This window comes from Serratia montpellierensis (assembly GCF_020858655.1).
Classification (GTDB): domain Bacteria; phylum Pseudomonadota; class Gammaproteobacteria; order Enterobacterales; family Enterobacteriaceae; genus Serratia; species Serratia montpellierensis.
On the sequence record NZ_VOSN01000015.1, the window covers coordinates 203,346 to 229,675 of the forward strand.

Annotated in this window: 26 protein-coding genes; 23 read left to right on the forward strand and 3 right to left on the reverse strand. The window is 58.0% G+C overall.

What is annotated here, in order from left to right:
* Window positions 1-8: 8 nt before the first annotated feature.
* The 14 genes from FUU19_RS17655 (at window position 9) to FUU19_RS24700 (ending at window position 14,829) form a co-directional block, all read left to right on the forward strand.
* A complete protein-coding gene (locus FUU19_RS17655) occupies window positions 9-1,133 on the forward strand; it encodes an efflux RND transporter periplasmic adaptor subunit (RefSeq protein WP_255703209.1) in 1,125 nt (374 codons plus the stop codon).
* Window positions 1,123-3,081 carry an ABC transporter permease gene (locus tag FUU19_RS17660; RefSeq protein ID WP_230507284.1) on the forward strand — a complete coding sequence of 653 codons (1,959 nt, stop codon included), beginning with the start codon at window positions 1,123-1,125 and terminating at the stop codon, window positions 3,079-3,081. Before FUU19_RS17655 ends, FUU19_RS17660 begins: the two co-directional genes overlap by 11 nt.
* Window positions 3,078-4,457 carry an efflux transporter outer membrane subunit gene (locus FUU19_RS17665; protein WP_230490982.1) on the forward strand — a complete coding sequence of 460 codons (1,380 nt, stop codon included), beginning with the start codon at window positions 3,078-3,080 and terminating at the stop codon, window positions 4,455-4,457. The genes FUU19_RS17660 and FUU19_RS17665 overlap by 4 nt, the downstream gene beginning before the upstream one ends.
* A 2-nt stretch (window positions 4,458-4,459) precedes the next feature.
* Window positions 4,460-5,713: a beta-ketoacyl-[acyl-carrier-protein] synthase family protein gene (locus tag FUU19_RS17670; protein WP_230490983.1), complete on the forward strand. Its 1,254-nt coding sequence runs from the start codon at window positions 4,460-4,462 to the stop codon at window positions 5,711-5,713.
* 11 nt (window positions 5,714-5,724) lie between these two features.
* Entirely contained in the window at window positions 5,725-5,967 is a 243-nt protein-coding gene (locus FUU19_RS17675; RefSeq protein WP_230490984.1) for an acyl carrier protein, read from the forward strand.
* A gap of 543 nt (window positions 5,968-6,510) precedes the next feature.
* Window positions 6,511-7,059 (forward strand): tyrosine-type DNA invertase, encoded by a 549-nt coding sequence (locus FUU19_RS17680; protein ID WP_044030581.1) that lies wholly within the window; start codon window positions 6,511-6,513, stop codon window positions 7,057-7,059.
* Between the two features lie 471 nt (window positions 7,060-7,530).
* Window positions 7,531-8,052: a fimbrial protein gene (locus tag FUU19_RS17685; RefSeq protein ID WP_141966856.1), complete on the forward strand. Its 522-nt coding sequence runs from the start codon at window positions 7,531-7,533 to the stop codon at window positions 8,050-8,052.
* 96 nt (window positions 8,053-8,148) lie between these two features.
* A complete protein-coding gene (locus FUU19_RS17690; protein ID WP_230491020.1) occupies window positions 8,149-8,826 on the forward strand; it encodes a fimbrial biogenesis chaperone in 678 nt (225 codons plus the stop codon).
* A 105-nt stretch (window positions 8,827-8,931) separates the two neighbouring features.
* On the forward strand, window positions 8,932-11,481 hold the full coding sequence (locus tag FUU19_RS17695; protein WP_230490985.1) for a fimbria/pilus outer membrane usher protein: 2,550 nt from the start codon (window positions 8,932-8,934) through the stop codon (window positions 11,479-11,481).
* Between the two features lie 10 nt (window positions 11,482-11,491).
* Complete coding sequence (locus FUU19_RS17700; RefSeq protein WP_230490986.1) at window positions 11,492-12,550, forward strand: fimbrial protein; 1,059 nt, start codon at window positions 11,492-11,494, stop codon at window positions 12,548-12,550.
* 60 nt (window positions 12,551-12,610) lie between these two features.
* Complete coding sequence (locus tag FUU19_RS17705; protein ID WP_141966862.1) at window positions 12,611-13,138, forward strand: fimbrial protein; 528 nt, start codon at window positions 12,611-12,613, stop codon at window positions 13,136-13,138.
* A gap of 51 nt (window positions 13,139-13,189) precedes the next feature.
* Window positions 13,190-13,885 (forward strand): LuxR C-terminal-related transcriptional regulator, encoded by a 696-nt coding sequence (locus FUU19_RS17710; protein ID WP_230490987.1) that lies wholly within the window; start codon window positions 13,190-13,192, stop codon window positions 13,883-13,885.
* A gap of 45 nt (window positions 13,886-13,930) precedes the next feature.
* Window positions 13,931-14,614: a LuxR C-terminal-related transcriptional regulator gene (locus FUU19_RS17715; RefSeq protein WP_197834311.1), complete on the forward strand. Its 684-nt coding sequence runs from the start codon at window positions 13,931-13,933 to the stop codon at window positions 14,612-14,614.
* An 86-nt stretch (window positions 14,615-14,700) separates the two neighbouring features.
* Entirely contained in the window at window positions 14,701-14,829 is a 129-nt protein-coding gene (locus FUU19_RS24700) for a hypothetical protein (protein ID WP_255703205.1), read from the forward strand.
* A 17-nt stretch (window positions 14,830-14,846) separates the two neighbouring features.
* On the opposite strand, the gene FUU19_RS17720 is transcribed toward FUU19_RS24700, so the two are convergent.
* Window positions 14,847-15,398, reverse strand: coding sequence for a tyrosine-type DNA invertase (locus FUU19_RS17720; protein WP_141966869.1), 552 nt, complete (start codon window positions 15,396-15,398; stop codon window positions 14,847-14,849).
* A gap of 376 nt (window positions 15,399-15,774) precedes the next feature.
* On the opposite strand from FUU19_RS17720, the gene FUU19_RS17725 reads away from it, so the two are divergent.
* The 3 genes from FUU19_RS17725 to FUU19_RS17735 all read left to right on the forward strand — a co-directional run bounded on the left by FUU19_RS17725 (window position 15,775) and on the right by FUU19_RS17735 (window position 18,113).
* The gene (locus FUU19_RS17725; protein WP_141966871.1) at window positions 15,775-17,427 is read left to right on the forward strand and encodes a multidrug ABC transporter permease/ATP-binding protein; all 1,653 of its coding nucleotides are present in this window, start codon (window positions 15,775-15,777) and stop codon (window positions 17,425-17,427) included.
* A 386-nt stretch (window positions 17,428-17,813) separates the two neighbouring features.
* The gene (locus FUU19_RS17730) at window positions 17,814-17,927 is read left to right on the forward strand and encodes a YmiA family putative membrane protein (RefSeq protein ID WP_049288145.1); all 114 of its coding nucleotides are present in this window, start codon (window positions 17,814-17,816) and stop codon (window positions 17,925-17,927) included.
* A 24-nt stretch (window positions 17,928-17,951) separates the two neighbouring features.
* Complete coding sequence (locus FUU19_RS17735) at window positions 17,952-18,113, forward strand: hypothetical protein (RefSeq protein ID WP_185742262.1); 162 nt, start codon at window positions 17,952-17,954, stop codon at window positions 18,111-18,113.
* Here the strand turns inward: FUU19_RS17735 and FUU19_RS17740 are convergent.
* The gene (locus tag FUU19_RS17740; protein WP_141966873.1) at window positions 18,110-19,330 is read right to left on the reverse strand and encodes a CynX/NimT family MFS transporter; all 1,221 of its coding nucleotides are present in this window, start codon (window positions 19,328-19,330) and stop codon (window positions 18,110-18,112) included. The genes FUU19_RS17735 and FUU19_RS17740 overlap by 4 nt on opposite strands.
* A gap of 503 nt (window positions 19,331-19,833) precedes the next feature.
* Here FUU19_RS17740 and agaR point away from each other — a divergent pair.
* The 6 genes from agaR to agaF are packed head-to-tail and all read left to right on the forward strand — an operon-like array spanning window position 19,834 to window position 24,514.
* Entirely contained in the window at window positions 19,834-20,607 is a 774-nt protein-coding gene (gene agaR, locus FUU19_RS17745) for a transcriptional repressor AgaR (RefSeq protein WP_004931804.1), read from the forward strand.
* A 23-nt stretch (window positions 20,608-20,630) separates the two neighbouring features.
* On the forward strand, window positions 20,631-21,914 hold the full coding sequence (locus tag FUU19_RS17750; RefSeq protein ID WP_230507286.1) for a D-tagatose-bisphosphate aldolase, class II, non-catalytic subunit: 1,284 nt from the start codon (window positions 20,631-20,633) through the stop codon (window positions 21,912-21,914).
* A 1-nt stretch (window position 21,915) separates the two neighbouring features.
* Entirely contained in the window at window positions 21,916-22,392 is a 477-nt protein-coding gene (gene agaV, locus FUU19_RS17755; protein WP_019455696.1) for a PTS N-acetylgalactosamine transporter subunit IIB, read from the forward strand.
* Window positions 22,393-22,406: 14 nt separating this feature from the next.
* Window positions 22,407-23,186, forward strand: coding sequence for a PTS N-acetylgalactosamine transporter subunit IIC (gene agaW / locus FUU19_RS17760; protein WP_019455697.1), 780 nt, complete (start codon window positions 22,407-22,409; stop codon window positions 23,184-23,186).
* Window positions 23,176-24,069, forward strand: coding sequence for a PTS system mannose/fructose/sorbose family transporter subunit IID (locus FUU19_RS17765; RefSeq protein WP_025304087.1), 894 nt, complete (start codon window positions 23,176-23,178; stop codon window positions 24,067-24,069). Before agaW ends, FUU19_RS17765 begins: the two co-directional genes overlap by 11 nt.
* Window positions 24,070-24,079: 10 nt before the next feature.
* Window positions 24,080-24,514, forward strand: coding sequence for a PTS galactosamine/N-acetylgalactosamine transporter subunit IIA (gene agaF / locus FUU19_RS17770; protein ID WP_141966879.1), 435 nt, complete (start codon window positions 24,080-24,082; stop codon window positions 24,512-24,514).
* Window positions 24,515-24,550: 36 nt separating this feature from the next.
* Here agaF and FUU19_RS17775 read toward each other — a convergent pair whose 3' ends face one another.
* Complete coding sequence (locus FUU19_RS17775; RefSeq protein WP_141966881.1) at window positions 24,551-26,278, reverse strand: ABC transporter ATP-binding protein/permease; 1,728 nt, start codon at window positions 26,276-26,278, stop codon at window positions 24,551-24,553.
* Window positions 26,279-26,330 lie beyond the last annotated feature (52 nt).

Here is a 26,330-nt window from a genome sequence, read left to right on the forward strand (position 1 = left end):
CGTTGGCGATGATCGTTTTGATGGCGTTGGCTGGCGGGCTGCCGTTGCTGAATCGGCCTCCTGACACGCAACCACCGCAAACGGCGCGCGTCGAGCGCGGTGACATCGAAAAAAGCGTGTTGGCAACCGGTATTCTAAAACCGATCCGGCAGGTGAACGTTGGCGCACAGGTCAATGGGCAGTTGAAAAAGCTGTATGTCAAACAGGGGGACAGGGTGACCCAGGGGCAGCTGTTGGCCGAGATAGATCCGACGCTGCAGCTTAACGAGTTGCGCAAGTCACAGGCCGAATTACGCAGCGCGCAGGCGCAGAAACTGGCGAGTCAGGCTCAGCTGAAGCAGTACCAGCTGGAATTGACGCGGCAAAGGGCGCTGGCGCGCGACCACGCCGGCGTGGCCAGCGATTTGGAAAAAGCGCAGGCGCAGCGCGACGCGCAACTGGCGCAGTTGAAAGTGAACGAGTCGCAGATCGTCCAGGCCGAAGTGGCGCAGGAAACCGCCAGGGCCAATCTGGCCTTTACCCGTATAACCGCCCCTATTGACGGCGAGGTGCTGGGCATTGTCACTCAGGAAGGGCAAACCATCGTCTCGTCGCAAAGCGCGCCGACCATTTTGGTGATGGCAGACGTGGATACCATGATGGTGCATACCCGTATATCGGAAAATGACATCTTGCAGGTGAAGATGGGGCAGCCGCTCTGGTTTTACGTCGCCGCCGATCCCAACCGCCGATATGAGGGGGCTATGGGCGCGATACAGCAGGCGCCGGCGGAGGCGCTGGAAACCGACCCGCTGGGCAGGAATTCAAGCCAGCAAACGGCGGCGGTGTATTACAACGGCGTGTTTGCCGTCGCCAACGGCGAACGTCGACTGCGCACCTCGATGACGGCGCAGGTATTTATCATTACCGAACGTGCGCAGGGGGTGGTGCGGGTGCCGATGGCTGCGCTGGGCGCAGCATTGGATGAAGGGAGCTATCAGGTCAAGGTGTTGGAAGGGGAGCAGACCGTGGTACGCCGAGTGCGTATCGGTACCCGCGATCGTCGCTATGCCGAAGTGCTGGAAGGGCTGAACCCAGGGGAACGGGTGCTGCTGGAGCAGCAGCCTGATGCGGAGGAAGGCCATGTCAGCTAACGCCGAGCCCATTATCGCGTTGGATAACGTCTCGCGTGAGTTTCAGGCCGGGGAGCAAAAAATTGCGGTCCTCAAGCGCGTTTCCCTGCGCATTCAGCGGGGGGAAATGGTCGCTATCGTCGGTGCCTCCGGTTCTGGAAAATCGACGCTGATGAACATCATCGGCTGTCTGGACAAGCCTTCTCAGGGCGATGTGTACATCAACGGGGTGGCGATTGGGCAAGCCGACGGCGATCGCCTGGCGCAGCTTCGCAGCCGGCACATCGGCTTTATCTTCCAGCGCTATCATCTGATGCCCTATCTGACCGCCGGCGAGAATGTGGCGATCCCGGCGTTGTATACCGCCATGCCGGCCGCAGAGCGCCGCCAGCGGGCAGCGCATTTGTTGACTCGGCTCGGGTTGGTACAGCGCGGCGGTCATCGTCCGGCGCAGCTTTCAGGTGGACAACAGCAGCGGGTCAGTATTGCCCGCGCCCTGATGAACGGTGCGGAAATCATTTTGGCCGATGAACCGACCGGCGCACTGGATAGCGCCAGCGGTCAGGCGTTGATGGCTATTTTGCACGAGCTGAACTCGGTCGGGCATACCGTCGTCATCGTGACACACGATCGGCGGATCGCCGAGCAGGCGCGGCGGATCATTGAGATCGGCGACGGCGAGATCATCGCGGATCGTCGCCATGAGGCCTCCCGACAGCCTGCTACGTTCGAACGGCCGCTACCGCTGGCGGCCCCCCTGAAGCGCATGGCGCCGGGTATGGCGCTGAAAGAGGCTGTCGGTATGGCCTGGCGGGCATTGCTGGGGCATCGGGTCCGGGCCGTGTTGTCGATGCTCGGCATCATTATCGGCATTGCGGCGGTGGTCTCCGCCATCGCTATCGGGGAGGGCACGCGGCGTAATATTCTCAATGAAATCAGCCAGCTTGGCACCAGTACGTTGGAGATTCGCCCAGGTCTGGGGTGGGAAAAATCGCGCCCTGATTTCGCGCGTTCGCTGAGCGCGCGGGATGCTGCATTGTTGGCGGCGCTGCCTTACGTCGACAGCGTTTCGCCGGTGATCGGCACCCAACTGCTGGCCGTTCGCGAAGGCAAACAGGTGCCACTCGCCGTGATGGGCGTCGGCGAAGGGTATTTCCGCACGCAGGGCATTCGCCTGCTTTCCGGCGGCCTGTTGACCGCGCAGGATCTGAGTGAGCGCGCACCGGTAGCGGTGATTGATCCCTTGTTAAAGCAGGCGCTGTTTTCCTCTCGGCAAGATCCGTTAGGTGCGGTATTGCTGATAGCGGGCGTGCCTTATCGGGTGATTGGCGTCGCGCAGCGCCGCGGCGCCCAATACGCCGGCTCTCAACCGCTTGCCTGGCTGCCCTATACCTCCCTGACCGGCCGCATCGCCGGCGATATGCCGCTGGAATCCATTGTGATGCGAGTGAATGAGAAACTGACGCTGGGAGAGGCGGGGCGGGATGCGACCCGGCGTTTGATCCTAGAACACGGGCGGCGGGATTTCTTCACCCTGACCGACGATCAGCTGACGCAATCCATTCAACGCGCCTCAGACTCCATGCAGCTGCTGATTACCGTGATTGCCGCCATCTCGCTGCTGGTGGGCGGTGTGGGGGTAATGAACATCATGCTGGTCTCGGTGACGGAACGGACCCATGAGATCGGTATTCGATTGGCGGTGGGCGCCGCTGAGAAGGACATTATGCGGCAGTTTCTGATCGAGGCGGTGGTGATCTGCAGCCTGGGGGGCGTGTTGGGGATCGCCTGCGCCGCGCTGGTTAAAGGGGCTCTGAGCGGATTGGCGCCGCAGGTGACGATGATCTTTACCTGGCCGCCGTTGCTGCTGGCCTGCGGATTCTCGGCGTTGATCGGTGTCGGGTTCGGGTTCTTTCCCGCTCGCACCGCCGCGCGCCTGCAGCCGGTGGAGGCGCTGGCGCGAGAATGAGCCGACTTTGGGTTTGCGGGCTGGTGATGCTGTCGCTGAGCGCCTGCGGATGGCGGCCGATCGACGCTACGGCGCCACCGTCGTTACCGCCGCAGTGGCGCGTGGTCGATGAACGCTCCGGTTCACTGCGCGCGGGCATCGCCTGGTGGGAAAACTTCAATGATCCGCAACTGTCCGCGCTGATCGACGGCGTGCTGATCGCGAATCAGGATCTGGCGCTGGCCGGATTGCAGTGGCGTGAGGCCATGTTGGAGGCCGGGTTGGCGCAGGGCAATTTGACGCCGGATCTGGCTGCCAGCCTGAGTGGCCGCAATACCCGAGCGCTACGGGGCACGACTACGCCGCAGGAAAGCTACCGTGCAGGGCTTTCTCTGAGCTATGAACTGGATTTATGGGGCAAGCTGGCGCGCATTCGTGAACAGGCCGAATGGCTGGCCGTCGCCTCGGCGTTGGATCGGCGCAATACCGCGTTGACCTTGATAGGTGCTACCGCGCGCGGGTATTGGCAGATTGCCGATTTGAATCAGCAAGTCATCCATCAGCAACGGATGGTGACGATCGCGCGTGAAACTTTGCGGCTGGTGGCGGCACGTCACACCGCGGGCGACGTTGGCCGATTCGAGCTGTTGCAGGCGGAACAAAACCTGTTGGCGAGAGAGAATCAGCTGCATGAGCTGGAGCGGCAGCGGGAAGACGCGCGCAACTCGCTGGCGTTATTGTTTGGGCGATCGCCGCTGCTGCGCTATAGCGAACGGCGTTCGTTGCCGCTTGAAGAGGTAGCTATCGCGCAGCGCCTGCCGGCGGCGGTGATTGCACGCCGGCCGGATGTTCAGGCGGCAGAGCGCCGCCTGAGAGCGGCGCTGGCCGGTGCGGAGGCGGCCAGGTTGAGTTTTTATCCGGCGCTGACCCTGGACGCCGGGTTGGATGCCGGCAGCGGGCTTTTCCGCCGGTGGTTCAGTGAACCTTCGCGTTCGCTGGGTGCCACGCTGACGCTGCCGTTTATCGAATGGCGCAAGATGCGCTTGTCCAGCGACAAAGCGGCGTTGCAGGCGCAGCGGGCGGAGATTCAATTTCGCGATGCGGTTTACCGCGCGCTGGCCGATGTGGACAACGCCATGCGACAACGCCTGGAAGCACAGCGGCAAATCGGCAACCAGCGGTGGCATCTGGCGATGAGCCGGCAAGCCGTGGCGTTGGCGCGACATCAATATCAGGCCGGTTCCGTCGCGCTGCAAACGCTGCTGGATGCGCAAGAGACGGTGTTGATCAGCGAAAATTCGCTGTCGGCGCTGCAATACCGCTACCTGAACGCCACGATGCAGCTGTGGCTGGCGCTGGGCGGCAACGAGGCTTTCGCATCGGGGCAAGGAGAATAAGCATGGAGAAAATAAGACGAGTGGTGGTCACCGGTTACGGTGCCGTCACCGCGCTGGGAGGCAACGCGCAGCAAAACTGGCTGGCTATCATGGCCAGCCGCCTGGCCTATCGTTATCACGATAAATCGGCGGCGGGGATCCACGCGCGCTTTTTTGCTTTGCTGGAGTCCGAACCGCCGCTGGAGGGCGTTGCCGCGCGGGTAAGCCGCCGGCTGCCCAGATTCGCCAGGTTGGCGCTTGCCGCCGCCGCGGAGGCGATCGAAATGGCGTTTTCATCCTCTTACAGGGGGCCTGCGCACTTTTATTCGTCGTTGGAGTGCGGGGCGATTATCGGCAGCGGCTGGGGAGGGCAGGATGAGATCATGCAAAACAATGCGGACTATCTGCAATCCGGATTGGGCCAGCTGTTTGGCTGTTTTCACGCGATGCCCAATATCGCGACCGCCATGTGCGGCCAGCATTGGTTGCTACGGGGTTATCAAGGCTCACCGGCGGCGGCCTGTGCGACCGGCGGCATCGCGATTGGCGATGCGTTTGAGGCGATTCGCAGCGGCCGCGCCGCAATGATGCTGGCCGGCGCGTCGGAGTCGCTGAGTGGCAACGGTGCGATCTGGAATATGGATGCGTTGCGTTTGTTGAGCCGGGAGCAGAAGGATATTACCAAAGCCAGTTGCCCGTTCAGCAGGGATCGCAACGGTTTCGTCCTGGCGGAAGGGGCCGCCGTGTTATGCCTTGAGGAACGGGAGGCGGCTTTAGCGCGTGGTGCGAGGATCCTGGGGGAGATCAAAGGGTACGGCAATTTTTCAGACGCTTTCGATCTTACCGCGCCATCGAAGGATCCTCAGGCCAAGGTGAAAACGCTGCAACGGGCCTTGGAGCAGGCGGGGCTCGGCAGCCATGAAATCGACTATATCAATGCGCATGGCACCTCTACGCTGCAAAACGATGTGAGCGAAACCGAGGCGATCAAGGCGGCACTGGGGCACGATGCTTATCGCACGCCGATTTCCAGCACGAAATCCTATACCGGGCACCTGCTTGGCGCATCCGGTAGCTTTGAGGCCATCGTCTGTCTGCAAGCATTACAGCAGCAAGTGATGCCGGCAACCTGCCATTTGCACGCCGCCGATCCCGAATGTGATCTCGATTATATTCGCGAAGGGCATCGGCACGGTCGTTTGCGTCATGTCATGAGCCTCAGCTTCGGTTTTGGCGGTGCCAATGCGGCGCTGGTATTTGGTTATCACAATGAATAACGGTAGGGCGTATGGAAAAGTATCATCGGTTATATGAAACGATTTGCGGCATGTTGCATGAAGCCAGAGGGGTGGAGATAACGCGGCTGTCGGCAGATATGCCGCTGCAACAGCTTGGTCTGGACAGTCTGGATTATATGGAGTTGATGCTGGCGGTTCGGCGAGAATTCGGCATTACGCTCACTGCGGAAATGTTTATCGATCACCCTGAATTGACCCTCGGCGAATTGTGCCACGTAATAGTCGGCCAATAATTTCATCCCCCCAGGCGCTCGCATGTCGAGGTCAAGCCTGGGTTTTTCGTCTGTTGTTACTGCCATTTCATCCCTCATCCTTCCTGTTTCACTCTGTTATCGATATCCATAATTATTAATGCTTATCCGTCAGATGAATATGCATCCGTGGCGGTGGTTTTTTATTCTTTTTTTTGCGGTGTGATTAATGGCGAGTGTTAATGACATGGCGATGTTTTTTAGGAGTATTCTTTGTTTTGCCGGTTAATTTATCAACCTGACTCTACATCGTGCCCGGTAGTGATAACGCAAGCTAAAGCAAACAGGGAGCTGTGCGGTGATAATACCGGGCATCTGCGGAGCCCATTCACAATAGCGCCTCACAGGAGCGGTTGACACCCGTGATAATAACGGCTGTCGCGCTGTTCGCATTGGGCAAATCCGCTATACTCCGCGCTGGATGCAGGAACCTATCCATAAGCCAGGGGCTGCCCTGAGTGTCCATTGTGGTGATGTAAAAGGAAAATGACAGCCACATTTTTCCGATCAAAGTAATGAGGTTGTATGTCTAATCGTAAACATCTGACGCCTTCCGAAGTGGAGAGACTGCTTGAGGTCACGCTGCAGGGAAAGAATCCAGAACGCGATTATTGTTTGATATATATGTGTTTTATTCATGGGTGCCGCGCCAGCGAAATAGGGGGATGGCGCTTATCGGATATCGATCTGGAAGGCGGTAATATCTATGTACATCGGTTGAAAAATGGCTTTTCCACCGTCCATCCGCTCTATCTGCGCGAAAGGCAATGTTTGCGGCGCTGGTTGGATAAGCGTCAACGACACCGCTGGGCCGATCAAGAGTGGCTGTTCCTTTCAAACCGCGGTGGCCGTCTGTCGCGCCAACGTATTTACGGATTGATTCGCCATTACAGCAAGGTGGCTAAATTGGAGGTCAACGCTCATCCACATATGCTGCGGCATGGCTGCGGATTTGCATTGGCGGACCGCGGTATCGACACCCGTTTAATTCAGGATTACCTCGGACACCGAAATATCCAAAATACGGTGATTTATACCGCCAGCAATGCACAGCGCTTTAAGGAAATTTGGTAAGTGTGATTTAAGTTAATAACGTTAAGGAGTCACTTTGAACTAAACTGAAACATACTGTAAGGACGCGTAAAAACAATGTCAATATTCCCATGCTCTCTTTCCTGCTTTAAGCTTAATCCTGTTTAAAAACAGCGCATTGCGTTTTTTTCTCGTGTCACGCCCTCCCTCTTCATCTAAGTAAAATCCTAATCAAAGATCCGCAGGTTTAAATCATCGAGTTTGCACCTTGGTTTTTTAGTCTGATTTATTATCCCTTTGACAATTAGTTGGTTTTAAATTCTGTCAAATTGGTTCTTATTGGTTTTAAAAACCAAAGGAGTCACTTTAGTTCAAAATGAATCGTTTGGGTGAATAAACCCGAAGCCATTAATCAGTCTGGTTAAGGCCCATCACATTCATGGAGCTAAATAAAAGGAATGACATTAAGGATATGTCGGAAATAAACCCATGCATAATTTTAAGGAAAGTAGGATGAAAAAGAATCTGTTGGCTGTAGCTGTATTGACCGCGTCCGCATTTATCCCCTCTGCATTTGCTGCTGACGGCGCGCTGAATATCACTGGCACCATCACCGATCAGTCTTGCACCGTCGATCCAGACTCCCAGAACAAGCAGGTCGCTCTGGGTAAGATTGCCAAAGATGCATTCACCCTGTCTAAAACCGCCGGTGCCAAAGCCTTCAACCTGGTGCTGAAAAACTGCCCGGCTACCGTCACCGGCGCTACCGTGCGTTTTGACGGCACTCAGGTGCAGGGGCAGTCCGGGCTGTTGCAACTGACCGGCGCCGGCACTGCTGGGGTCGCGGGCGGTATTGGCGTACAGCTGCTGGACGACGGCAGCAACGTGCTCAATATCGGCAACGATTCCCGCGTGTATGCGCTGGAAGAGAACAAAGAAAACACCCTGGGCTTTGTCGCGCGCTATTTCGCTTATGACGACGTTTCCGTCGGTAGCGCCAACGCTACGGCCAACTTCACCATCGTTTATCAGTAAGGCTATGCCGTCACGGCGGCGAAACAGTTAGAAAAATGAGCCAGAGGGCGTGTTCTCTGGCTCTTGTTCATCGGTGATGGGAACGGGAAGAAAGAGATGAAAGCTGGATACTTTGCGCTGACGGCGGCGTTGTTGATGACGCTTTGGGCTCCGGTACAGGCCGGCGTGGTAGTGGGTGGAACGCGCCTCATCTATGACGGCGGTAAAAAAGAGTCTGCTCTGAATATCAACAATCCGGATGCGGTGCCTTATCTGATCCAATCCTGGGTCGATGCGCAAGAGGGCGATAGCGCGAAAGCGCCTTTTATTATCACGCCGCCGCTCTTTCGTTTAGACGGAGGCCAAAATAACCTGCTGCGCGTGGTACGTGCGGGCGGCAATTTACCGACGGACAGAGAGTCGCTGTATTGGCTGAATGTGAAGGCTATTCCTTCGGTGGAAAAGAAAGAAAACACGCTGCAAATTGCGATCAAGACCCGCATCAAGCTGATTTATCGCCCGCAGGGGCTCGTCGGCAATCTGGAAGAGGCGGCCGGTAAAGTGACATGGCGGCGCAATGGCGATCGTTTGCAGGTGACCAACCTTTCTCCCTACTACCTCACCTTTTTCAATTTGAAGCTGAATGGCCGCGCCATTACCGGCAACACCATGGTAGCGCCGCAGGCGAGCGCCAGTTTCCCGTTGCCGACGGCGAGTGGCACAGGTGGCAGCCTGAGCTGGCAAATCATCAACGACTATGGCGGCACCGGCCAGACCTTCACCAGCACGTTATAACCGGGCCGCGGTGCGTATTTTTTTGCTCCGTGATAACGCTGGAGCAGGCGTTCGGCTTACCGGGTTTTAGTCGGGCCGAGCCAATCGGGACAGGGAGTTAAAAGGATGAATAACCCGAATTGCATTGGTTTACCAGGAGCGCGATCGGTTCTTGCCGGCCTGATATCTTGCCAAATGGCGCTGCTGAGCTCGCTCGGCACGGCTTATGCTCGCGATTATTTCAACCCGGCGCTGCTGGAAATTGATAATCCGGCGCTGCGCGGCGCCGATCTCTCGGTGTTTGAGGAGAACAGCAGCCAGGCGCCCGGGAACTACCGGGTCGATCTTTACCTTAACGGCGAACAGATCGACAGCCTGGACGTCGAGTTTCGGCTTATGCCGGGGACCGACGGGAAGCAAACGCTGCAGCCTTGTTTCAGCACGGAAAAATTGGCGGAGCTGGGCGTGAGGGTTGCCATGTTTCCGGCGATGGTGCCTGGGGATAGCTGCGTCAACCTGGCACAGGCCATTCCGCAGGCCTCTGCGGTATTTCTGTTTAATCAGCTGAGGCTGAATTTGAGCATCCCGCAGGCGGCACTGCGTCTGAATGCGCGTGACTACGTTTCCCCCGATAAATGGGACTCCGGCATACCGGCGCTGTTGGTCAATTACAACTTCAGCGGTGCCAATAGCCAGATGCGCGACAGCGAACGGCAAAACAACAATAACTATTACCTCAATCTGCGGTCGGGCATCAACTGGGGTGCCTGGCGCCTGCGTAACTATTCGATCTGGAACCATTACACCGGCGGTTCTTCTTCCTGGCGTTCAATCAACACCTATCTGCAGCGCGATATCGTTGCGTTGCAAAGCCGCCTGACGCTGGGCGACAGCACAACGTCCAGCGATGTGTTCGACAGCGTGCAGTTCCGCGGCGGGCAGTTGGCCTCTGAGGACGACATCCTGCCGGATAGCATGAAAGGTTATTCGCCGGTGGTGCGCGGGATCGCGCGTACTAATGCGCAAATCGTGATCCGGCAAAACGGCTATGTGATTTATCAAAGCTATGTGCCGCCGGGGGCGTTTGAAATTACCGATCTGTACCCCACGGGCGGCAGCGGCGATCTGAATGTGAACGTGCGTGAGGCCGACGGCCAGGAGCAGCATTTTGTGGTGCCTTATGCCGTGGTGCCGGTATTGCAGCGCGAAGGGCGTCTGAAATACAGCCTGACCAGCGGGAAATACCGTTCATACGGCGGCGGTGTTGATGAACGTCCGTTTAGCCAAGCGACCGCGATCTACGGTTTGCCGTGGGGGGCCACGCTGTATGGGGGCGTGCAGGCAGCCAGTAAATATCAGTCTCTGGCGCTGGGGTGGGGGCAGAACCTGGGGGCGGTGGGCGCCTTGTCTGCCGATGTCACTCAAGCCTGGACCAAACAGGAAACCCGGCCGAAGGAACAGGGCCAATCATGGCGACTGCGCTACGGTAAAAACTTCATTGAGACCGGCACTAACTTTAGCTTGGCCAGTTATCGCTACTCCACGCGCGGCTTTTATAACCTGCAAGAGGCGCTGGAGAGCTACGGCGGCAACAGTGCTATCTATAACGATCACAAGAAGAGCCGTGCCGAGCTGACGATGAGCCAGAGCCTGTGGGATTTGGGGGGAACGCTGTCGCTCAGCCTGTTTAATGAAGACTACTGGAATGACAATCGCCGTTCGCAGTCGGTCAGCCTCAGCTACAACAACAGCTGGGAAGCCGTCAGTTACGGGCTGAATTACACGTTCAGCCAGAACGGCTACGACAGTAACGGCAATCGCAGCAGTATTCGCGACCATATCGTGGCTTTCAACGTCAGCGTACCGCTCAGCAAATGGTTACCGGGCAGCTACGCCACTTACAGCATGAACGCCAGCCGCAATGGCGCCACCAGCAACAACCTTGGGTTGAGCGGTACTGCCCTGCCGGGAAACAACCTGAACTACAGCATCAGTCAGGGCTATACCGGCAGAGATGTGGGGGCGAACGGCAATATTCAGGCGGACTATAAAGGCGCTCTCGCCGAGTGGAACCTGGGGTATGGCTACGATCGCTATCGCCAGCAGGTGAACTACGGCGTGCAGGGCGGTGTTCTGGTGCATCAAAACGGCGTCACGCTGTCGCAGCCGCTGGGCGACACGGTGGCGTTGGTGCAGGCGCCCGGCGCTTCAGGGGTGGATGTCCTGAACCAAACCGGGGTCAGCACCGACTGGCGCGGCTATGCGGTTGTCCCTTACCTGACGCCTTACCGGCGCAACATCGTTGGATTGGACGGTGAATCTTTCGCCGAGGATGTCGACATGACGCTGAGCAGCCAAACGGTGATCCCAACCCGTGGCGCCGTGGTGCGCGCCCGCTTCAATCCGGACGTCGGAGCCCGCGTGTTGCTGACCTTGCTGACGCGCAGCGGCGATCCGGTGCCATTCGGCGCCACCGTCAGCACGCTCAACAGCCCTTCTGACAATGCAGCCATCGTCGGCGACGGTGGCCAGGTTTATCTGGCCGGCCTGGCGGAGAGTGGGCGGTTGCAGGTGAAGTGGGGCCATTACGCGGCTCAGCAATGTCAGGCCAACTATCAATTGGCTAATCAGCCCGAGAGCGGTGGGATTCGTCTCGTTAACGGGCAGTGTTTATAAGGTGCATATGATGGCGACAGGAATATCGATTCAACGAGGGATCATCGTCGGTGGGCTATTGGCCTGCGCAACGTTGGGCGCACCACAGGTACAGGCGGCTTTCGGGCAGTGTGTCCCTATTTCGGGGACCCACGGGTTTTCATTCCTTTTTTCCCCGGTCTTAACTGACCCGTCGCAAAACGTGGTGGGGCGGATTATTAAGAATGCTGATGGCGGTAACTGGAATTTGCCCGGTTCTTATCGGGTGAAGTGCGAATGTCAGACGCGTACGGCGTCTTATGTCACCGCCAAAATGCTGCTGAGCGAGCCGGTATTCAGCAGCGGGGGATTAACGTATTACGCGTTGAATGAATACCTGGGCGTTGCCAGCGAGGTTTTCGTGGCGGGATATCGCAATGAGTTTATTGCCGCGCCGTTCACCAATGAGTCTAATTTTAAGACCGATATGGATGGTGATGATGAATCCTGTGCCAGCACGCCCTACAACAGCGGCGCTCGCGGGCGAATTCATCTGTATTTCCGCCGCCCTTTCGTTGGCGTGACCACCATCCCCAGCACCCGCCTGGTAGACACCTACGTCTCCGTGGCGAGTGGCGTGAAAAGCGATGTGCCGGTCTCCACGATATCAATGAGCGGCACCGTTACTGTGCCGCAGAGTTGTGAAATCAGCCCGCAAACGGTTACGGTCGATTTTGGCGACATCTTGACCTCGAATATCCAAACCAAGGGCGCGATGCCGCCCCGTTTTACTCCAGAAGAGAGAACGCTGACGCTGGCCTGTCGCAATATTTCTGCCGGCGTCAAGGTCAGTCTGTCATTCCGCGGCGAGGCTGACGGCAGCATGCCAGAGGCGCTGAAGACCAGCAATCGCGACATTGGCGTGATGATTAAGGATATGCAGGGCAATGTGATTCGGCCTCAGAGCGGGCGCTTGCCAATCGATAACTTCCAATATCCCAACCAAAGTGGCAGTTCACGGATCAGCATCTATCCGATCAACACCACTGGGCAAGCTCCTTCAGTGGGGCAGTTCAATGCAACGGCGACCATTCAGGCCGAAATCCAATAAACGGATATTTCAACGGCAGCGGGCTGACGGGCCCCTGCGTTTTACGAGAAGGAACAGACGATGGTGAAAATGTTTAATCGTTTTGGCTGCAACCTGGCGCTGGCCAGCATGTTGCTTTTGACGATCCCGGCGGCGCATGCGGTATCTAAAATAGTGATTACCGGCAATATCAAAGCCGCGCCCTGTGAAATCGACGGTGCGAACGGCACGGTTTCGGTCAATCTGGGGGATGACATTTCCGCCGCTGTTCTGGCGACCTCCGGGGCCTTTAGCCCTTGGGTGGAGTTCCCTTTGACGCTAAAAAATTGCCCGAGCACCACCACCTCTGTCGTCGCGACCTTCAGCGGGACGGCCGCTGAGGAAAGCACCAGCTTATACAAAAGCACCGGCAGCTCTCGTCGGGTACAAATTGAATTGCAAAACAACCAGGGGGCAAACCTGGGTAATGGCAAGAACATGACCCAATCAGTTAATCAGGCGACGCATGAAGCCAAATTCAATTTGCGGGCGAGGGCATACAGCACCAATGGCGGTTCTACACCTGGCTCGATAGAGGGTGTCCTGCAGGTCACTTTTGTCTATCAGTAGACAAAAAGACCGTCCTCAATGGAATGCTAACGACAGATTTAAGGTGATGATATGAATAGTATTTATCCCTCTGAAACGACCTTGGCGGCCGGTAATGCAACGACGGGGGCTGTAGCCATCATGGAGCCCTGTCTCATCACGGCGTTGGGGATGAGAAATCGCTTGATTGAGTCCTGCGGCCTGCAGCCCGACAACGTTCGGCAGGTGACCAACCTGGTGGCGTTGAGAACCTTATTCACTCAGCATGCGCATCGCTTATTGGTAATGGAGTTGTGCGGTAAATCAGAATCGGTATTGGACGGCTTCCGGTTGATCGCTGAAGTGCGCGAAAGCTCACCGGACACTGCGATAGTCATTTGTACGGCACTGGATGAACCGAAGCTGCTACGGCAACTGATCGCCTCCGGCATCAGCGGCCTGATGTTGAAGCAGGAACCGGCTATTGCGTTGACTCACTGCGTCCAACAGGTTTTGACGGGCTGCAGCAGTTTCAGCCATCGAGTGCGTCAACGTCAGTTGCATGAAGCGACGGCCGACAAGCCTCTGACGGCGAAGGAGTTGGATGTGTTGACCCAGCTGTTTTCCGGTAAAAGCGTAACCAACGTGGCGTTAACGATGTGCCGTGATATACGCACCGTCAGCACCCATAAACGCAATGCGATGTTGAAGTTGGGATTTTACAGCGATGGGGAATTGTACCTTCAGGGGAAATGGATGGCTGCGCAAGGTTCATCCTTTGTTCGCTAGGCATGCGCGAACGCCCTCTCGGGTAAGCAAGCATAGGAGCAGATTATGCATTTATGGCGTCAGCAACCGCTGAACATAGCGTTAATGGACAGATGTCCATTAACGTTGGAAGGGTTGGCGAGTTTTTTAAAAACGCTGCCAACCCAGGCAAAAGTCGTCGTAAAGGAAACCAGCGTCCGCGCGGTGGCGGATAGCGTGGTCTATCAGCAGGCCGACGTGCTGATTACCGAGATGGACGGTGAAGATGAGACGGTGGCTCAAGGCAGAGAAACGTTGCTTGCCCTGAGCGCGCAACAGCCCGAATTGCGGGTAATTGTCTATACCCGTTGCCAGAATGCAGAAGAGTTGGGGCACTTATTGAACCAGCACAATGTCAGCATCGTTGCCAGAGATGACGCTTTACCGCTGGTGGCGGAGTTTTTTAATCGCGTGTTGCTGGGGGAACGTGTGTTGAGCCCGAAGATTGGGGGGGTTCTGGCACCTTCCGTTAGTGGTGAGGCGACTACCACGCGAAAATTGACCCGCTGTGAGAGCGACGTTTTGGCTTTTTTGTTTAACGGTATGAGCCTGCGGCAAATCGCCGAGTTGCAACGTCGCAGCATCAAGACGATCAGCGCGCATAAATGCAGCGCCATGCGTAAACTGCAGGTGAAGAATGACAGCGAATTGTTTTCTTTGCACGGCAATATTACGCGGCAATTGGGGGGGAAATGGTCAAAGGGTACCTAGCTTTAATGAAACGGTATGGCGTTATGTTTTATCGGCAGGTTTACCGCTAGCTTAACCAGTGCGGCGTGCGCCACGGGCGCTGAGGCATGAAAAGCAGCTCGGCGTTGAAAGTCGTGCTGGAGTTGGCCGTTGATGACGTGCCGGGCTGCATCTTCCCATCTGAGTTTTTTACCGTACTCGATGCGCTGTTTAACAGAGGACGAGATCCCGCGTAGTTATTCTCATTGTGAGATTAAATGCTGATTGCGCGGAATCGTTCTACGTTGGTCGCGGTGTAGATCACCGTATTCTGGATATTTTTGTGTCCTAAATAATCTTGAATCAAACGCGTATCGATTCCCTTATCCGCAAGGGCGTAGCCGCAGGAGTGCCGCAACATGTGAGGATGGACCTGAACGCTAATACCGGCCATTTCGCCATACATTCTCATTAATCGATACAGCTGCTGACGTGATATTTTTCCGCCGTGGCGCGACAGGAATAGCCATGGCGCTTCTGCGTCAGAATAGCTCGCCCGCTGGGCCAGCCAATTTAACAACGCCAGTCTTTCTCGCGGTTGGATCGGATGCTGAACGGAAAACCCGTTTTTCAGGCGGGATATATGAATCCGATTGGAGGTCAGATCAATATCCTCAAGGCGTAAAGCACGCAGTTCGCTAACCCGTAAACCGTGAATAAAGCACATTAATAGTAGGCAACGATCTCGAATGCTATTTTTCCCCTCATGCACGGCAGCAATCAGTTGCTCAATTTCAACCTGACTGAGAAACTTCCTTTTTTTCATTTTTCTTTCCTGCGTCTTTGATGTTGGCGATTTCTATCATGAAGTTTTATTAAAGCATTGGAGCATAATGGGCGGCAAAGGAAATAAATAATTTCATTTGTGAATAGATGGATTTTTTTCTCTTTTCTCTTTTTTCATTTTTAAAGTGAATGCATTTTTTATTTTATATGGTTATTTAATTTGTTTCGTTAGGTTATTTAATTAGCGAATATTTAGCGTCCTGTAAGAACCCTGTGGAGAGTTTGTATCCGTCAGGCAGCCATGAGATACCGTCTCTCTCAGGGCGGTGCTTGATAAACTGTGATGAGAATTCGTCTTGATCTCATTCTCACGCCGCTTACAATGCCTGCCAGATCGCGACTTCAGAGGTTTTTTCATGGAACTGCTACGGGTGGTTTATCACCAGTACCGTTGGCCATTTCTGGCTGTCATGGCGCTGACCATGGCCAGCGCCGGTTTAGGCATCGGTATCATTGCATTTATCAATCAATACCTGATGGAGGCCGGCGGCGATGCATTGGCCGTGCTGCCAATGTTTCTCGCCCTGCTGGCATTGCTGATGGCGGTCACGCTGGGCTCGCAATTGGCGTTGACGACATTGGGCCATTACTTCGTCTATCGCCTGCGTGGGCAGTTGGTGAAACGCATCCTGGATACCGATATTGAACGTCTCGAGCAGGTAGGCAGCGCCTCATTGCTGGCGAGCCTGTCCAGCGATATCCGCAATATCACCGTCGCCTTCGTTCGCTTGCCTGAACTGGTACAAGGGGTGATTTTGACCCTGGGGGCGGCAGCCTATCTGGGGTGGCTATCGCCGAAAATGCTGGCGGTGACGGCGGTCTGGGTGGCGGTGACCGTCGTGGGCAGTGGCTGCCTGGTGTCACGGGTTTATCGTCATATGGCCAGTTTGCGCGAATCGGAAGAGCGTCTCTATCACCGTTATGAGTCGGTAATTGACGGTCGTAAGGAACTGATGTTGAACCGCAAGCGGGCGCAGGCGCTGTACGAACAAACCTATCAGCCCGATGCGCAAGCTTATCGCTACCATATCATTCGCGCCGATACCTTCCATTTGAGTGCGCTCAACTGGTCAAATATCATGATGTTAGGCGCGATTGGGCTGGTGTTCTTTATGGCTAACAGTCTGGGATGGGCGGACTCGGTGGTGGCCGCCACCTATTCACTGACGCTGCTGTTCTTACGCACGCCATTACTGCAGGCGGTTGGGGCGTTTCCGACGCTGGTTAGCGCCGAAGTGGCCTTTAACAAGCTGAAGACGCTGCGCCTGGCCGAGTATCAAGCGGCGTTTCCTGCCGCCGTCGCCCGTTCCTGGCAGACGCTGGAGCTTCGCGACGTGGTTTTTCACTATGCGGATACGGAACAGCAACCCGGTTTTGCCGTCGGGCCGCTCAATCTGACGCTGCGGCGTGGTGAGTTGGTCTTTCTGATCGGCGGCAACGGCAGTGGCAAGTCAACGCTGGCGATGTTGTTGACCGGGTTGTATCAACCGGTGAGCGGTCACATCGTTCTGGATGGCGTCGCACAAACCGCGGCGGATATGCCGGACTACCGTCGGCTTTTTTCGGCAATTTTCACCGATTTTCATCAGTTCGATCGCTTGCAAGGGCCGGAAGGCGGTGAACCTGATGCGGAATTGGTCGCCGGCTGGCTCGAACGGTTGAATATGAAAAGCAAACTGCAGTTCGACGGCACTAGGGTGACTAACCCGCAGCTGTCGCAAGGGCAGCGTAAACGCCTGGCTCTGCTGTTGGCGGTGGCAGAGCAGCGCGATATCCTGCTGTTGGATGAATGGGCCGCAGATCAGGACCCGCAGTTCCGGCGGATTTTCTATCGCGAGCTGTTGCCTGAATTGCGTGCGCTGGGCAAAACGGTGTTTGCGATCAGCCATGACGATCACTATTTCGAACATGCCGATCGGCTGCTTGAGATGCGCTCAGGCCATTTACGCGAGTTGACCGGCATTGAGCGTGAACACGCCAGCCGGGATTCCGTCAGCAGAATCGGTTAACTCACGCCGGCCCGGGCGAGACCAAAACGGGCCGGTGCTCCTCCGCAGGATTTCAGTACGTCGCTTCATTTTCTCTCCTCCCTTCAGCGCGGTCTGTTGCCGATTTGCCTTATGACCAGTCAAATAATTGACTGTTGAATTATTTACCAGAGGTTTAATTTTGACCATGCAAGGTGTGGCACACTGCACATTCGTTCGCCTATCAATACGCGTTGTCGGCTGCCGATAACAAGGGTATCCACGGTACCGTCCTTACTGAGGCCGCAGTGCAGGTCTATGGGTAGCAGCAGTTTTTTAAAATGCCATAGGAAAAAACGACTTTATCGATCGTTAAAATAGATCGATAATCTCAATTTGAATGGTTTAATCTATTGGTTGAGGGCGCTGTGGTGAGCAAGGATGGATCAAATATCAAACGTAAAGCATGGCTGTGCGTATTTATCGGGAGTGGGCTGTTCTGGCTACTCATCGCCGCCGTGATTTATTGGTTACTGAATTAAGTAGGTTAAGCAGGAAGGCGACTTGTGAACAAAAAGCAGGCTAAAAACCGTGAGGGCGCACAGCGTCGTGCGCAGTCCAAAATTCCGCCTTCGTGGGTGTTGAGCGATGAGCAACGCGCCTTTATTGAAGACTTGTGGCAGGATAGCGCGCCTGAGCCGGTGCGGCCCATCGCCCAACGGCGCTAGCGAATCACGCGGCTGCGGCCGGCCAGTGCGCCGAACAGCATTTGCAGAATGGTCAGGCAAAGCAGGACGATAAGCGGCAAACGCCAGCCATCCGTCAGATCGTGCAGCAGGCCGAACAACGTGGGCCCCAGCGCTGCCAGCAAATAGCCGACGGATTGCGCCATACCCGACAGCAGCGTCGCCTGGTGATGATGCTGACTGCGTAAACCAAAGAACGACAGTGCCAGCACCAGTGAACTCCCCGCCCCCAACCCGGCAAATGTCAGCCACACCAGGGAACTGGCGGGTTGCACCAATAATCCTCCGACGCCGATGAAGATCAGCAGGGAACTGCCCAGCGCTATTGCCCGCTGATCGCGCGCCCGCGGCAAAATCACCACCATGACAAAGTTGGCGACGATCGCGACCACCTGATAAACAAACAGCTCGAATCCGGCCTGCTGGGCGGAAGTGCCGTGGCTGGCGGCAAAGGCGCTGAACCAGCCGATGATGGTGTAGAAGGCGATCGATTGTAGCCCCATGAACATCGCCACTTGCCAACCCAGCGCGCTGCCCCAGGGAGAACGGTAGCGCTGTTGCTCCGTCGGCTGCGGTTCTTTGGTGGCGGGGGTGGCTGAGCGCCGCAGCTGCGGCAGCCACACCAGCAGCGCCAGCAAGGCGGGCAAACCCCAACACAGCAAAGAGAACCGCCAGCCGAGGCCGGCCAGGGCAGCCAGCGGCACCGCCAGGCCGGAGGCGATGGCGGCAACCAGTGACATCACCGCCGCATAGGCGGCGATCATCGCGGCGGCGCGATGCGGAAAGTCTCTTTTCACCAGCGTTGGCAGCACCACGTTGGCGAAGGCAATAGCGGCGCCGATCAGGACGCTGCCCGGCCAGAGCATGGCGTCTTGCGGCAGGGAACGTAGCACGATACCGCAGACCAGCAGCGCGAGGGCGAGGCCCAGGGTGCGTTCGATGCCGATGCGTTTCGCCAGCGCCGGAGTCAATGGCGAGAGAACGGCGAACAGGATCAGCGGCAACGAGTTGATCAGGCCGGCGGCGGTGGCGGACAACGCCAGCTGTTGCTGGATCTGTTCCAACAGTGGGCCGACGCTGGTCAGGGCGGCGCGCAGGTTGGCCGCGATCAGCATAATGCCGACGATCAGCAGGACAGGGCGATGTAAACGGCGACGCGGGGTCGCGGTGGACGTTGGGGATGAAGCGGGTTGCGGCATGAGTTCCTCGCACCAGGGCATGCAGTCAATCAGCGCTGCATGGCGTGATGCGTTGATTGACGTTAACGCTTACGTACCGACAAGTGGTCGATATCTGATCGCAAGTGTAGGGAAGATGGCTCGTGCTGACAAGGGGATTGCCCGGTAGGCTGGCGGGGGTTTTCCCCCGCCGACCGCCGGATAATTCCCATTATGTGATCCTGGTCACTGAGCGAACTAAAAGTCATGGCACAAGGTGGGGCCCACTCCACTTTCACTTCTCCCGCTGCCCGCGCAGTTGCCCTCCGGCGCTCGTGCCCGTCATGGCGTTTCACTTTTCCCCCTTTCCGCTTTTTTGATTTTCGGTTTGTTTCGATTCGAAAGGTTTTTTGGCGATTTTTTTGCTAAAACGGGGCTGTAAGCCCGATCACAATTTCATTGCTTTCGCTTTGCTGTAATGCCAGCGCAGTAGAGCGAAAGCCATCTTCTCCCCGGCGTTGCCGGAAACCTGAGGACCGCAGCTCATGCCAGTGAATACCGCAAAGCGACGTGAACACATTATCGATCTGTTATGCGAGCACGGCAGCGTGCGCGTGGAACAGCTCAGTAAGCAGTTTGCGGTATCCACGGTGACGATCCGCAACGATCTGCGCTTTCTGGAACGAAAAGGGTGTGCGCTGCGCGCTTACGGCGGCGCAATGCTCAATCAGCAATTCGCTTTCGATCGGCCGCTGCGGGACAAAGGGCGGTTGAATCGCGACGTCAAAACGCTGATCGCCAATGCGGCGGCCGGCTATGTGCGCGACGGCGATGCGCTGATCCTCGATTCCGGCTCCACCACCGCGCAGATTGTGCCGTTCCTGAAGGGGCGGCGCGATCTGGTAGTGATGACCAATGCGCTGAACATTGCCTACGAGCTTTCGGGAAACGACGGGGTGGAGGTCATGGTGCTGGGGGGCAGCGTGCGCCGCAACTCTTACTCGCTCTACGGTCCGGCTGCCGAGCAGCAATTGCGTCAGTACCGCTTCGACAAGCTGTTTTTGGGTGTCGACGGGTTCGATCTGAGCGCCGGCATCACCACGCCTCACCCCGGTGAGGCGCACCTCAATCGCGTGATGTGCGAGGTGGCGCGCGAGATTATCGCGGTGGCGGATGCCAGCAAATTCGGTCGCAAGAGCTTTTGCATGATTCGCGAAGCCGGACAAATCCATCGGCTGATCACCGACAGCCGTCTTCCGGACGATTACGAGCGGGCGTTAACCGAGTTGGGCGTGGAGGTCATCATCGCCGATCGGTAGCAGGGCGCCTGCATGGGGGCTTCATGCAGCAGTTGTTACAGCTTGTCGAGCAGCACAAGGCCGGTATGCCGGTCGGGATCTTTTCCGTCTGTTCCGCCCATCCCTGGGTTCTGAAGGCCGCGCTGCGGCAGGCCAAAGCGCGCGGCACGCCGGTATTGGTAGAGGCGACGTCCAACCAGGTCAATCAGTTCGGCGGCTATACCGGCCAAACGGCGGCCCAGTTCCGCGATGCGCTGTGGCGCCTGGCGGATGAGGCTGGCCTGGCGCGCGAGCGCGTGTGGCTGGGCGGCGATCATCTGGGGCCCAACGCCTGGCAAGATCGCCCGGCTCAGGAGGCGATGGCGCTGGCGGAAACCTTGATCGACGATTACGTTCGCGCCGGATTTCGCAAAATTCACCTCGATTGTTCCATGTCGTGCGCCGGCGATCCCTCGCCCCTGGGGGATGCCACGGTTGCCGAGCGTGCGGCGCGCCTGTGCGCGGTGGCGGAGCGGGCCTGGGCACAGAGCGGCGGCGAAGCGCCGGTCTATGTGATCGGCACCGAAGTGCCGGTGCCGGGCGGCGCGCAGGAGGCGCTGGCGGGTCTGCAGGTCACCACGCCGCAGGCGGTGGAGCAAACGCTGGAAACGCATCGTATCGCCTGGCAAAAAGCCGAGCTGAATGATGCCTGGCAGCGAACCATTGCGCTGGTGGTGCAGCCGGGCGTCGAGTTCGATCACCACAGCGTTGAGCATTACCAGCCGCAGCGTGCCGACGCATTGAGCCATTTCATCGAACGGCAGCCGGGCATGATCTATGAAGCGCACTCTACGGATTACCAACCGCCGCAGGCCTACCGCCAATTGGTGCGCGATCACTTCGCCATCCTGAAGGTGGGGCCGGCGCTGACCTTCGCGCTGCGCGAAGCGCTGTTCGCCCTCGATCGCATCGAACGCGAATGGCTGGGGGAACGCCAGTCGGCGCAGCTGTGCGCCACGCTGGAGCAGGTGATGCGCGAGCAGCCACAGCAGTGGAGCCGCTATTACCACGGCACGCCGCACCAGCAGTATCTTGATCGCCACTACAGCCTGAGCGATCGGGTGCGTTACTACTGGCCGCAGCCGCAGGTGCAACAGGCGGTCGACGGTTTGCTGGACAACCTGCGCCGCAGCCCGGTGCCGCTGGCGCTGCTCAGCCAGTACCTGCCGGATCAGGCGCGGGCGCTGAATGCCGGCGAATTGAGCGCCGATCCGCAGGAGTGGGTGCTGCATAAAGTGACGCAGGTGCTCGACGATTACCACGCCGCCTGTTACCCGGAGGGCCTCTGACATGCCGAACATTTTAATGACCCGCATCGACAATCGCCTGGTGCACGGCCAGGTGGGGGTGACCTGGACCAATACCCTCGGTGCCAACCTGGTGGTGGTGGCCAACGATGAGGCCGCCGCCGATCCGGTGCAGCAGAACCTGATGGACATGGTGGTGGCGGAAGGGGTGCAGACCCGCTACTTCACGCTGCAGAAAACCATCGACGTGATCCACAAGGCGGCGGATCGGCAGAAGATTTTTCTGGTGTGCAAAACACCGCAGGACGTGTTGACGCTGGTGCGCGGCGGGGTGCCGATCCGTTTCGTCAACGTCGGCAATATGCACTTCGCCGAGGGGAAGCGGCAGGTGCACAAAACGGTGTCGCTGGACGACGGCGACGTGGCCGCGTTTCGCGCGCTGGCGGCGCTGGGCGTGGAGTGCGAAGTGCGCCGGGTGCCGGATGAAGCGGGTGAGGCGATCGGCAAACTGCTCTTTTGAGCCTGGGGGAAAGCATGTTGACGGATGCGTTATTGATTGCGCTGTTGGCCGGGCTGGCGGGGGTTGACCTGTTCGACGGTCTGACCCACTTCCACCGGCCGGTGGTGATGGGGCCGCTGGTGGGGCTGATTTTGGGCGACGTTTACACCGGGTTGCTGGTGGGCGGCACGCTGGAGCTGGTGTGGATGGGGATGGTGCCGCTGGCGGGCGCCCAACCGCCTAACGTGGTGATTGGCGGGGTGATCGGCACCGCCTTCGCCATTCTGACCAAGGCCGATCCTAAAGTGGCGATCGGCGTGGCGGTACCGTTCTCGATTGCGGTACAGGGTTGCATCACGCTGCTGTTTACGCTGTTCTCGCCGATGATGCACCGCTGCGATCGCATGGTGAAAGAGCTGAACTGGCGCGGCATTGAGCGGGTGAATTACCTCGGCATCAGCATCCTGTTCATCTTCTATTTCGTGGTGGCGTTCCTGCCGATTTACTTCGGCGCCGATGCGGCCAGCGCCATGGTGCAAAAGGCGCCAGGTTGGCTGCTGGACGGGCTGGCGGTGGCGGGCGGCATGATGCCGGCGATCGGCTTCTCGCTGCTGATGAAGGTGATGATGAAAAAAACCTACGTGGCCTATTTTATCCTTGGCTTCATCTCGGTCACGTTCCTCAAGCTGCCGATCCTGGCGGTGGCGCTGGGTGCCCTGGCGATCGCCCTGATCGACTTCTTCAACACGCAACGCGGCGCGGCAGAGGCGACGGCCCGGCCCGCTCCGCAGGAGGACGCCGAAGATGGCATTTAACGATTCTGACGATCTGCTGGCGCAAAAGGCCGAGCAACGCATGGCGCAGGCGCTGGCCACCAGCCAGGTGGAGCAGGACGACTATCTGGACAGCCAGCCCGCCGAAGCGCTGACGCGCGGCGACATCAACCGCATGGCCTGGCGTTCGCTGCTGTTGCAGGCGTCGTTCAACTATGAACGCATGCAGGCCGGCGGCTGGCTGTATCAGCTGATCCCCGGGCTGCGCAAGATCCACCGCAACCCGCAGGATCTGGCCAACTCGATGAAGATGCACATGGAATTTATCAACGTGCACCCGTTCGACGTCACCTTCCTGTCCGGTCTGGTGCTGGCGATGGAGCAGAACAAGGAGAAAATCTCCACCATTCGCGCGGTGAAAGTGGCGCTGATGGGGCCGCTCGGCGGCATCGGCGACGCGCTGTTTTGGCTGACGCTGCTGCCGATTTGCGCCGGGATAGGCGCTTCGTTGGCGCTGGAAGGGAGCCTGTTCGGGCCGATCGTCTTCCTGCTGCTGTTCAACCTGTTCCACTTCGGCCTGCGTTTTGGGCTGGCGCACTACGGCTATCAGGCCGGCACCAGCGCGCTGGCGCTGTTGAAGACCCACACCCGGCGCATTTCTCACGCCGCGTCGATCGTCGGCATGACGGTGATTGGCGCGCTGGTGGCCTCGTATGTGCACCTGTCCACGCCGTTGGTGATGCATGCCGGCAAGGCCAGCGTGGCGTTGCAGACCGACGTGCTGGACAAGTTGATGCCCAATTTATTGCCGCTGTGTTTCACGCTGCTTATTTTCTTCCTGATGAAGCGCGGATTCTCACCGGTGAAGCTGATAGGCGTCACCGTAGCGATTGGCGTAGTGGGCAAATTTATCGGCATTTTGTGAGGAGCGAGCTATGCCAGGCATTGTGATTACCGGCCACGGCGGTTTTGCCACCGGGCTGTTGCAGGCGGTGGAACAGGTGGTGGGGCCGCAGCGGTACTGCACGGCGGTTGATTTCCCCGAACAGATGAGTACCGCGCAGCTCAGGGACGCCCTACGCTCGGCGCTGGCGGCGGTGATGCAGCCGGACGGCGTGGTGTTCCTGACCGATATGCTCGGCGGTTCGCCGTTTCGCAGCGCCTGCGAACTGGCGGATGAGCAGGGCGATTGCGAAGTGCTCACCGGCGTCAATATGCAGCTGGCGGCGGAAATGATGCTGGAGCGCGACGGGTTGAGCCTGGATGAGTTTCGCGAGGTGGCGCTGGCGTGCGGCAAACGCGGCCTGACCAGCCTGTGGCATGAGCGCCGCCGAGTGAAGTGCGAAGACGTGCAGACCGACGGCATTTGAACGAACGCCGGGCGCGGTAGCACCCGGCTCTGCGGGTTATACCGGCAGCGGGCTCAGTGCCAGGCGCGCCGGTTGATCTTCGCTGCGGCTGAAGCGCCAGCAGGTCTGGTGGTACTTCGCCACGCTGTTGCGGTGCGCCACGCTGATCAGCGTCACGTCCGGCAGTTCATCCACCAGCAGGCAGTACATCAGTTGCTCGGTTTCGTCGTCCAGCGCGCTGGTGGCTTCGTCGAGGAACAGGATGCTCGGGCGAATCAACAGGGCGCGAGCGAACGCCAGCCGCTGTTGCTCGCCCGGCGACAGGCGGTGGCTCCAGTTGGCGGCGGTATCCAGCCAGCGCTGCAGGTGTTTCAGCCGGCAGTTTTCCAGCACCCGCATCAGCTGCTCGTCGCTGTATTGTGTCGCCTGGCTCGGGTAGCTCAACGCCTCGCGCAGCGTGCCGATCGGAATGTAGCTGCGCTGCGGCAGGAACAGGGTATTGGCGTTGGCCGGCAGCCCGATGGCGCCCGCGCCGTAAGGCCAAATGCCGGCGATGGCCCGCAGCAGCGTCGACTTGCCGCAGCCGGAAGGGCCGACGATCAGCAGGCGATCGCCGCGTTGCAGCGTCATCTCGGCGCCGGCCAGCAGCGGTTGGCCGTCGGGCAAGTGCAGGCTGAGGTTATCCAGCGTTAACGGATGGACGGGCTCTTCCCGCAGCTGAATGCCGCGCGGCTGATGATGCACCTGATCGACGGCGGCGTTGAAGCCGGCCAAACGGTTGACGCAGGCTTTCCAGGTCGCCAGATCGCTGAAGGCGTCGATAAACCACGACAGCGCACCCTGCACCTGACCGAAGGCCGAGGAGATTTGCATCAGGCCACCCATCTGAATGGCGCCGGAGAAATAGCGCGGTGCGGCCACCAACATGGGAAACACGATGGCGAACTGGCTGTAGAAGTTGGTGGCGATGTTCAGCCGCCGGGTGATGCGCATAATTGCCCACCAGTTGCTGCGAATGGTGTCAAAACGGTCGCCCAGCTGCTGTGCCTCGCGCGGTTCGCCGTGGTACAGCGCGATGGCGTCGTTATTTTCGCGGATGCGGATCAGGCCGAAACGGAAGTTCGCTTCGTACCGTTCCTGGTTGAAGCCCAGCATGACCAGCGGTTTGCCGACCCACCAGATCAGCAGCGATCCCAGCACCGCATACAGCAGCGCGAACCACACCATATAGCCGGGCAGCGTGATGGCGTGCTGACCGAGCGCGAAGGTCATCGGCCCGCTGACGTGCCATAAAATGTCGATAAAGGAAAACAGCGTCACCAGGCTGGAGAGCAGCCCGAGCGACAGCGACAGGGTATATTGGGTCAGCACGTTGAGATCTTCCGCGATACGCTGATCGGGGTTATCGACGATCTGTTGCTGTTCGGTGTGATAATACGCCTGGTGCGCCAACCATTTCCCCATGAACTTTTCCGTCATCCAGCGCCGCCAGCGCATCTGCAGCCCCTGGGTGAGGTAGATCTTGTAGACCGCCAGCACGATGAAAATCAGCGCCAGATAGGTAAAACGCCACAGCTGCGCCTTGAATACCGGGTAATTTTTGTTCTGCAACGCATCGTAGAACACCTGGTTCCACTGGTTGATCAGCACGCTGATATAGACCAGGCCGAGTGACAGGATGACGATGGCGATCAGCATCATCCAGGCGCGCCATCGTTCCTCCGACACCCAAAAGGGTTTGATCAGCTGCCACACGGCGTGTTTCTGCAAGGGGGTTGCGTTCATAACGGCTCGATAATTGCGGTATTTCGTTCAGCATGGGCTGCGGGCCGGTAAC

Bases quoted from the DNA above. Each gene is read 5' to 3' on its own strand.
- FUU19_RS17655 (WP_255703209.1), top strand. From the start codon at position 9: ATGATCGTTTTGATGGCGTTGGCTGGCGGGCTGCCGTTGCTGAATCGG.
- FUU19_RS17660 (WP_230507284.1), top strand. From the start codon at position 1,123: ATGTCAGCTAACGCCGAGCCCATTATCGCGTTGGATAACGTCTCGCGT.
- FUU19_RS17665 (WP_230490982.1), top strand. From the start codon at position 3,078: ATGAGCCGACTTTGGGTTTGCGGGCTGGTGATGCTGTCGCTGAGCGCC.
- FUU19_RS17670 (WP_230490983.1), top strand. From the start codon at position 4,460: ATGGAGAAAATAAGACGAGTGGTGGTCACCGGTTACGGTGCCGTCACC.
- FUU19_RS17675 (WP_230490984.1), top strand. From the start codon at position 5,725: ATGGAAAAGTATCATCGGTTATATGAAACGATTTGCGGCATGTTGCAT.
- FUU19_RS17680 (WP_044030581.1), top strand. From the start codon at position 6,511: ATGTCTAATCGTAAACATCTGACGCCTTCCGAAGTGGAGAGACTGCTT.
- FUU19_RS17685 (WP_141966856.1), top strand. From the start codon at position 7,531: ATGAAAAAGAATCTGTTGGCTGTAGCTGTATTGACCGCGTCCGCATTT.
- FUU19_RS17690 (WP_230491020.1), top strand. From the start codon at position 8,149: ATGAAAGCTGGATACTTTGCGCTGACGGCGGCGTTGTTGATGACGCTT.
- FUU19_RS17695 (WP_230490985.1), top strand. From the start codon at position 8,932: ATGAATAACCCGAATTGCATTGGTTTACCAGGAGCGCGATCGGTTCTT.
- FUU19_RS17700 (WP_230490986.1), top strand. From the start codon at position 11,492: ATGGCGACAGGAATATCGATTCAACGAGGGATCATCGTCGGTGGGCTA.
- FUU19_RS17705 (WP_141966862.1), top strand. From the start codon at position 12,611: ATGGTGAAAATGTTTAATCGTTTTGGCTGCAACCTGGCGCTGGCCAGC.
- FUU19_RS17710 (WP_230490987.1), top strand. From the start codon at position 13,190: ATGAATAGTATTTATCCCTCTGAAACGACCTTGGCGGCCGGTAATGCA.
- FUU19_RS17715 (WP_197834311.1), top strand. From the start codon at position 13,931: ATGCATTTATGGCGTCAGCAACCGCTGAACATAGCGTTAATGGACAGA.
- FUU19_RS24700 (WP_255703205.1), top strand. From the start codon at position 14,701: ATGAAAAGCAGCTCGGCGTTGAAAGTCGTGCTGGAGTTGGCCGTTGAT.
- FUU19_RS17720 (WP_141966869.1), bottom strand. From the start codon at position 15,398: ATGAAAAAAAGGAAGTTTCTCAGTCAGGTTGAAATTGAGCAACTGATT.
- FUU19_RS17725 (WP_141966871.1), top strand. From the start codon at position 15,775: ATGGAACTGCTACGGGTGGTTTATCACCAGTACCGTTGGCCATTTCTG.
- FUU19_RS17740 (WP_141966873.1), bottom strand. From the start codon at position 19,330: ATGCCGCAACCCGCTTCATCCCCAACGTCCACCGCGACCCCGCGTCGC.
- agaR (WP_004931804.1), top strand. From the start codon at position 19,834: ATGCCAGTGAATACCGCAAAGCGACGTGAACACATTATCGATCTGTTA.
- FUU19_RS17750 (WP_230507286.1), top strand. From the start codon at position 20,631: ATGCAGCAGTTGTTACAGCTTGTCGAGCAGCACAAGGCCGGTATGCCG.
- agaV (WP_019455696.1), top strand. From the start codon at position 21,916: ATGCCGAACATTTTAATGACCCGCATCGACAATCGCCTGGTGCACGGC.
- agaW (WP_019455697.1), top strand. From the start codon at position 22,407: ATGTTGACGGATGCGTTATTGATTGCGCTGTTGGCCGGGCTGGCGGGG.
- FUU19_RS17765 (WP_025304087.1), top strand. From the start codon at position 23,176: ATGGCATTTAACGATTCTGACGATCTGCTGGCGCAAAAGGCCGAGCAA.
- agaF (WP_141966879.1), top strand. From the start codon at position 24,080: ATGCCAGGCATTGTGATTACCGGCCACGGCGGTTTTGCCACCGGGCTG.
- FUU19_RS17775 (WP_141966881.1), bottom strand. From the start codon at position 26,278: ATGAACGCAACCCCCTTGCAGAAACACGCCGTGTGGCAGCTGATCAAA.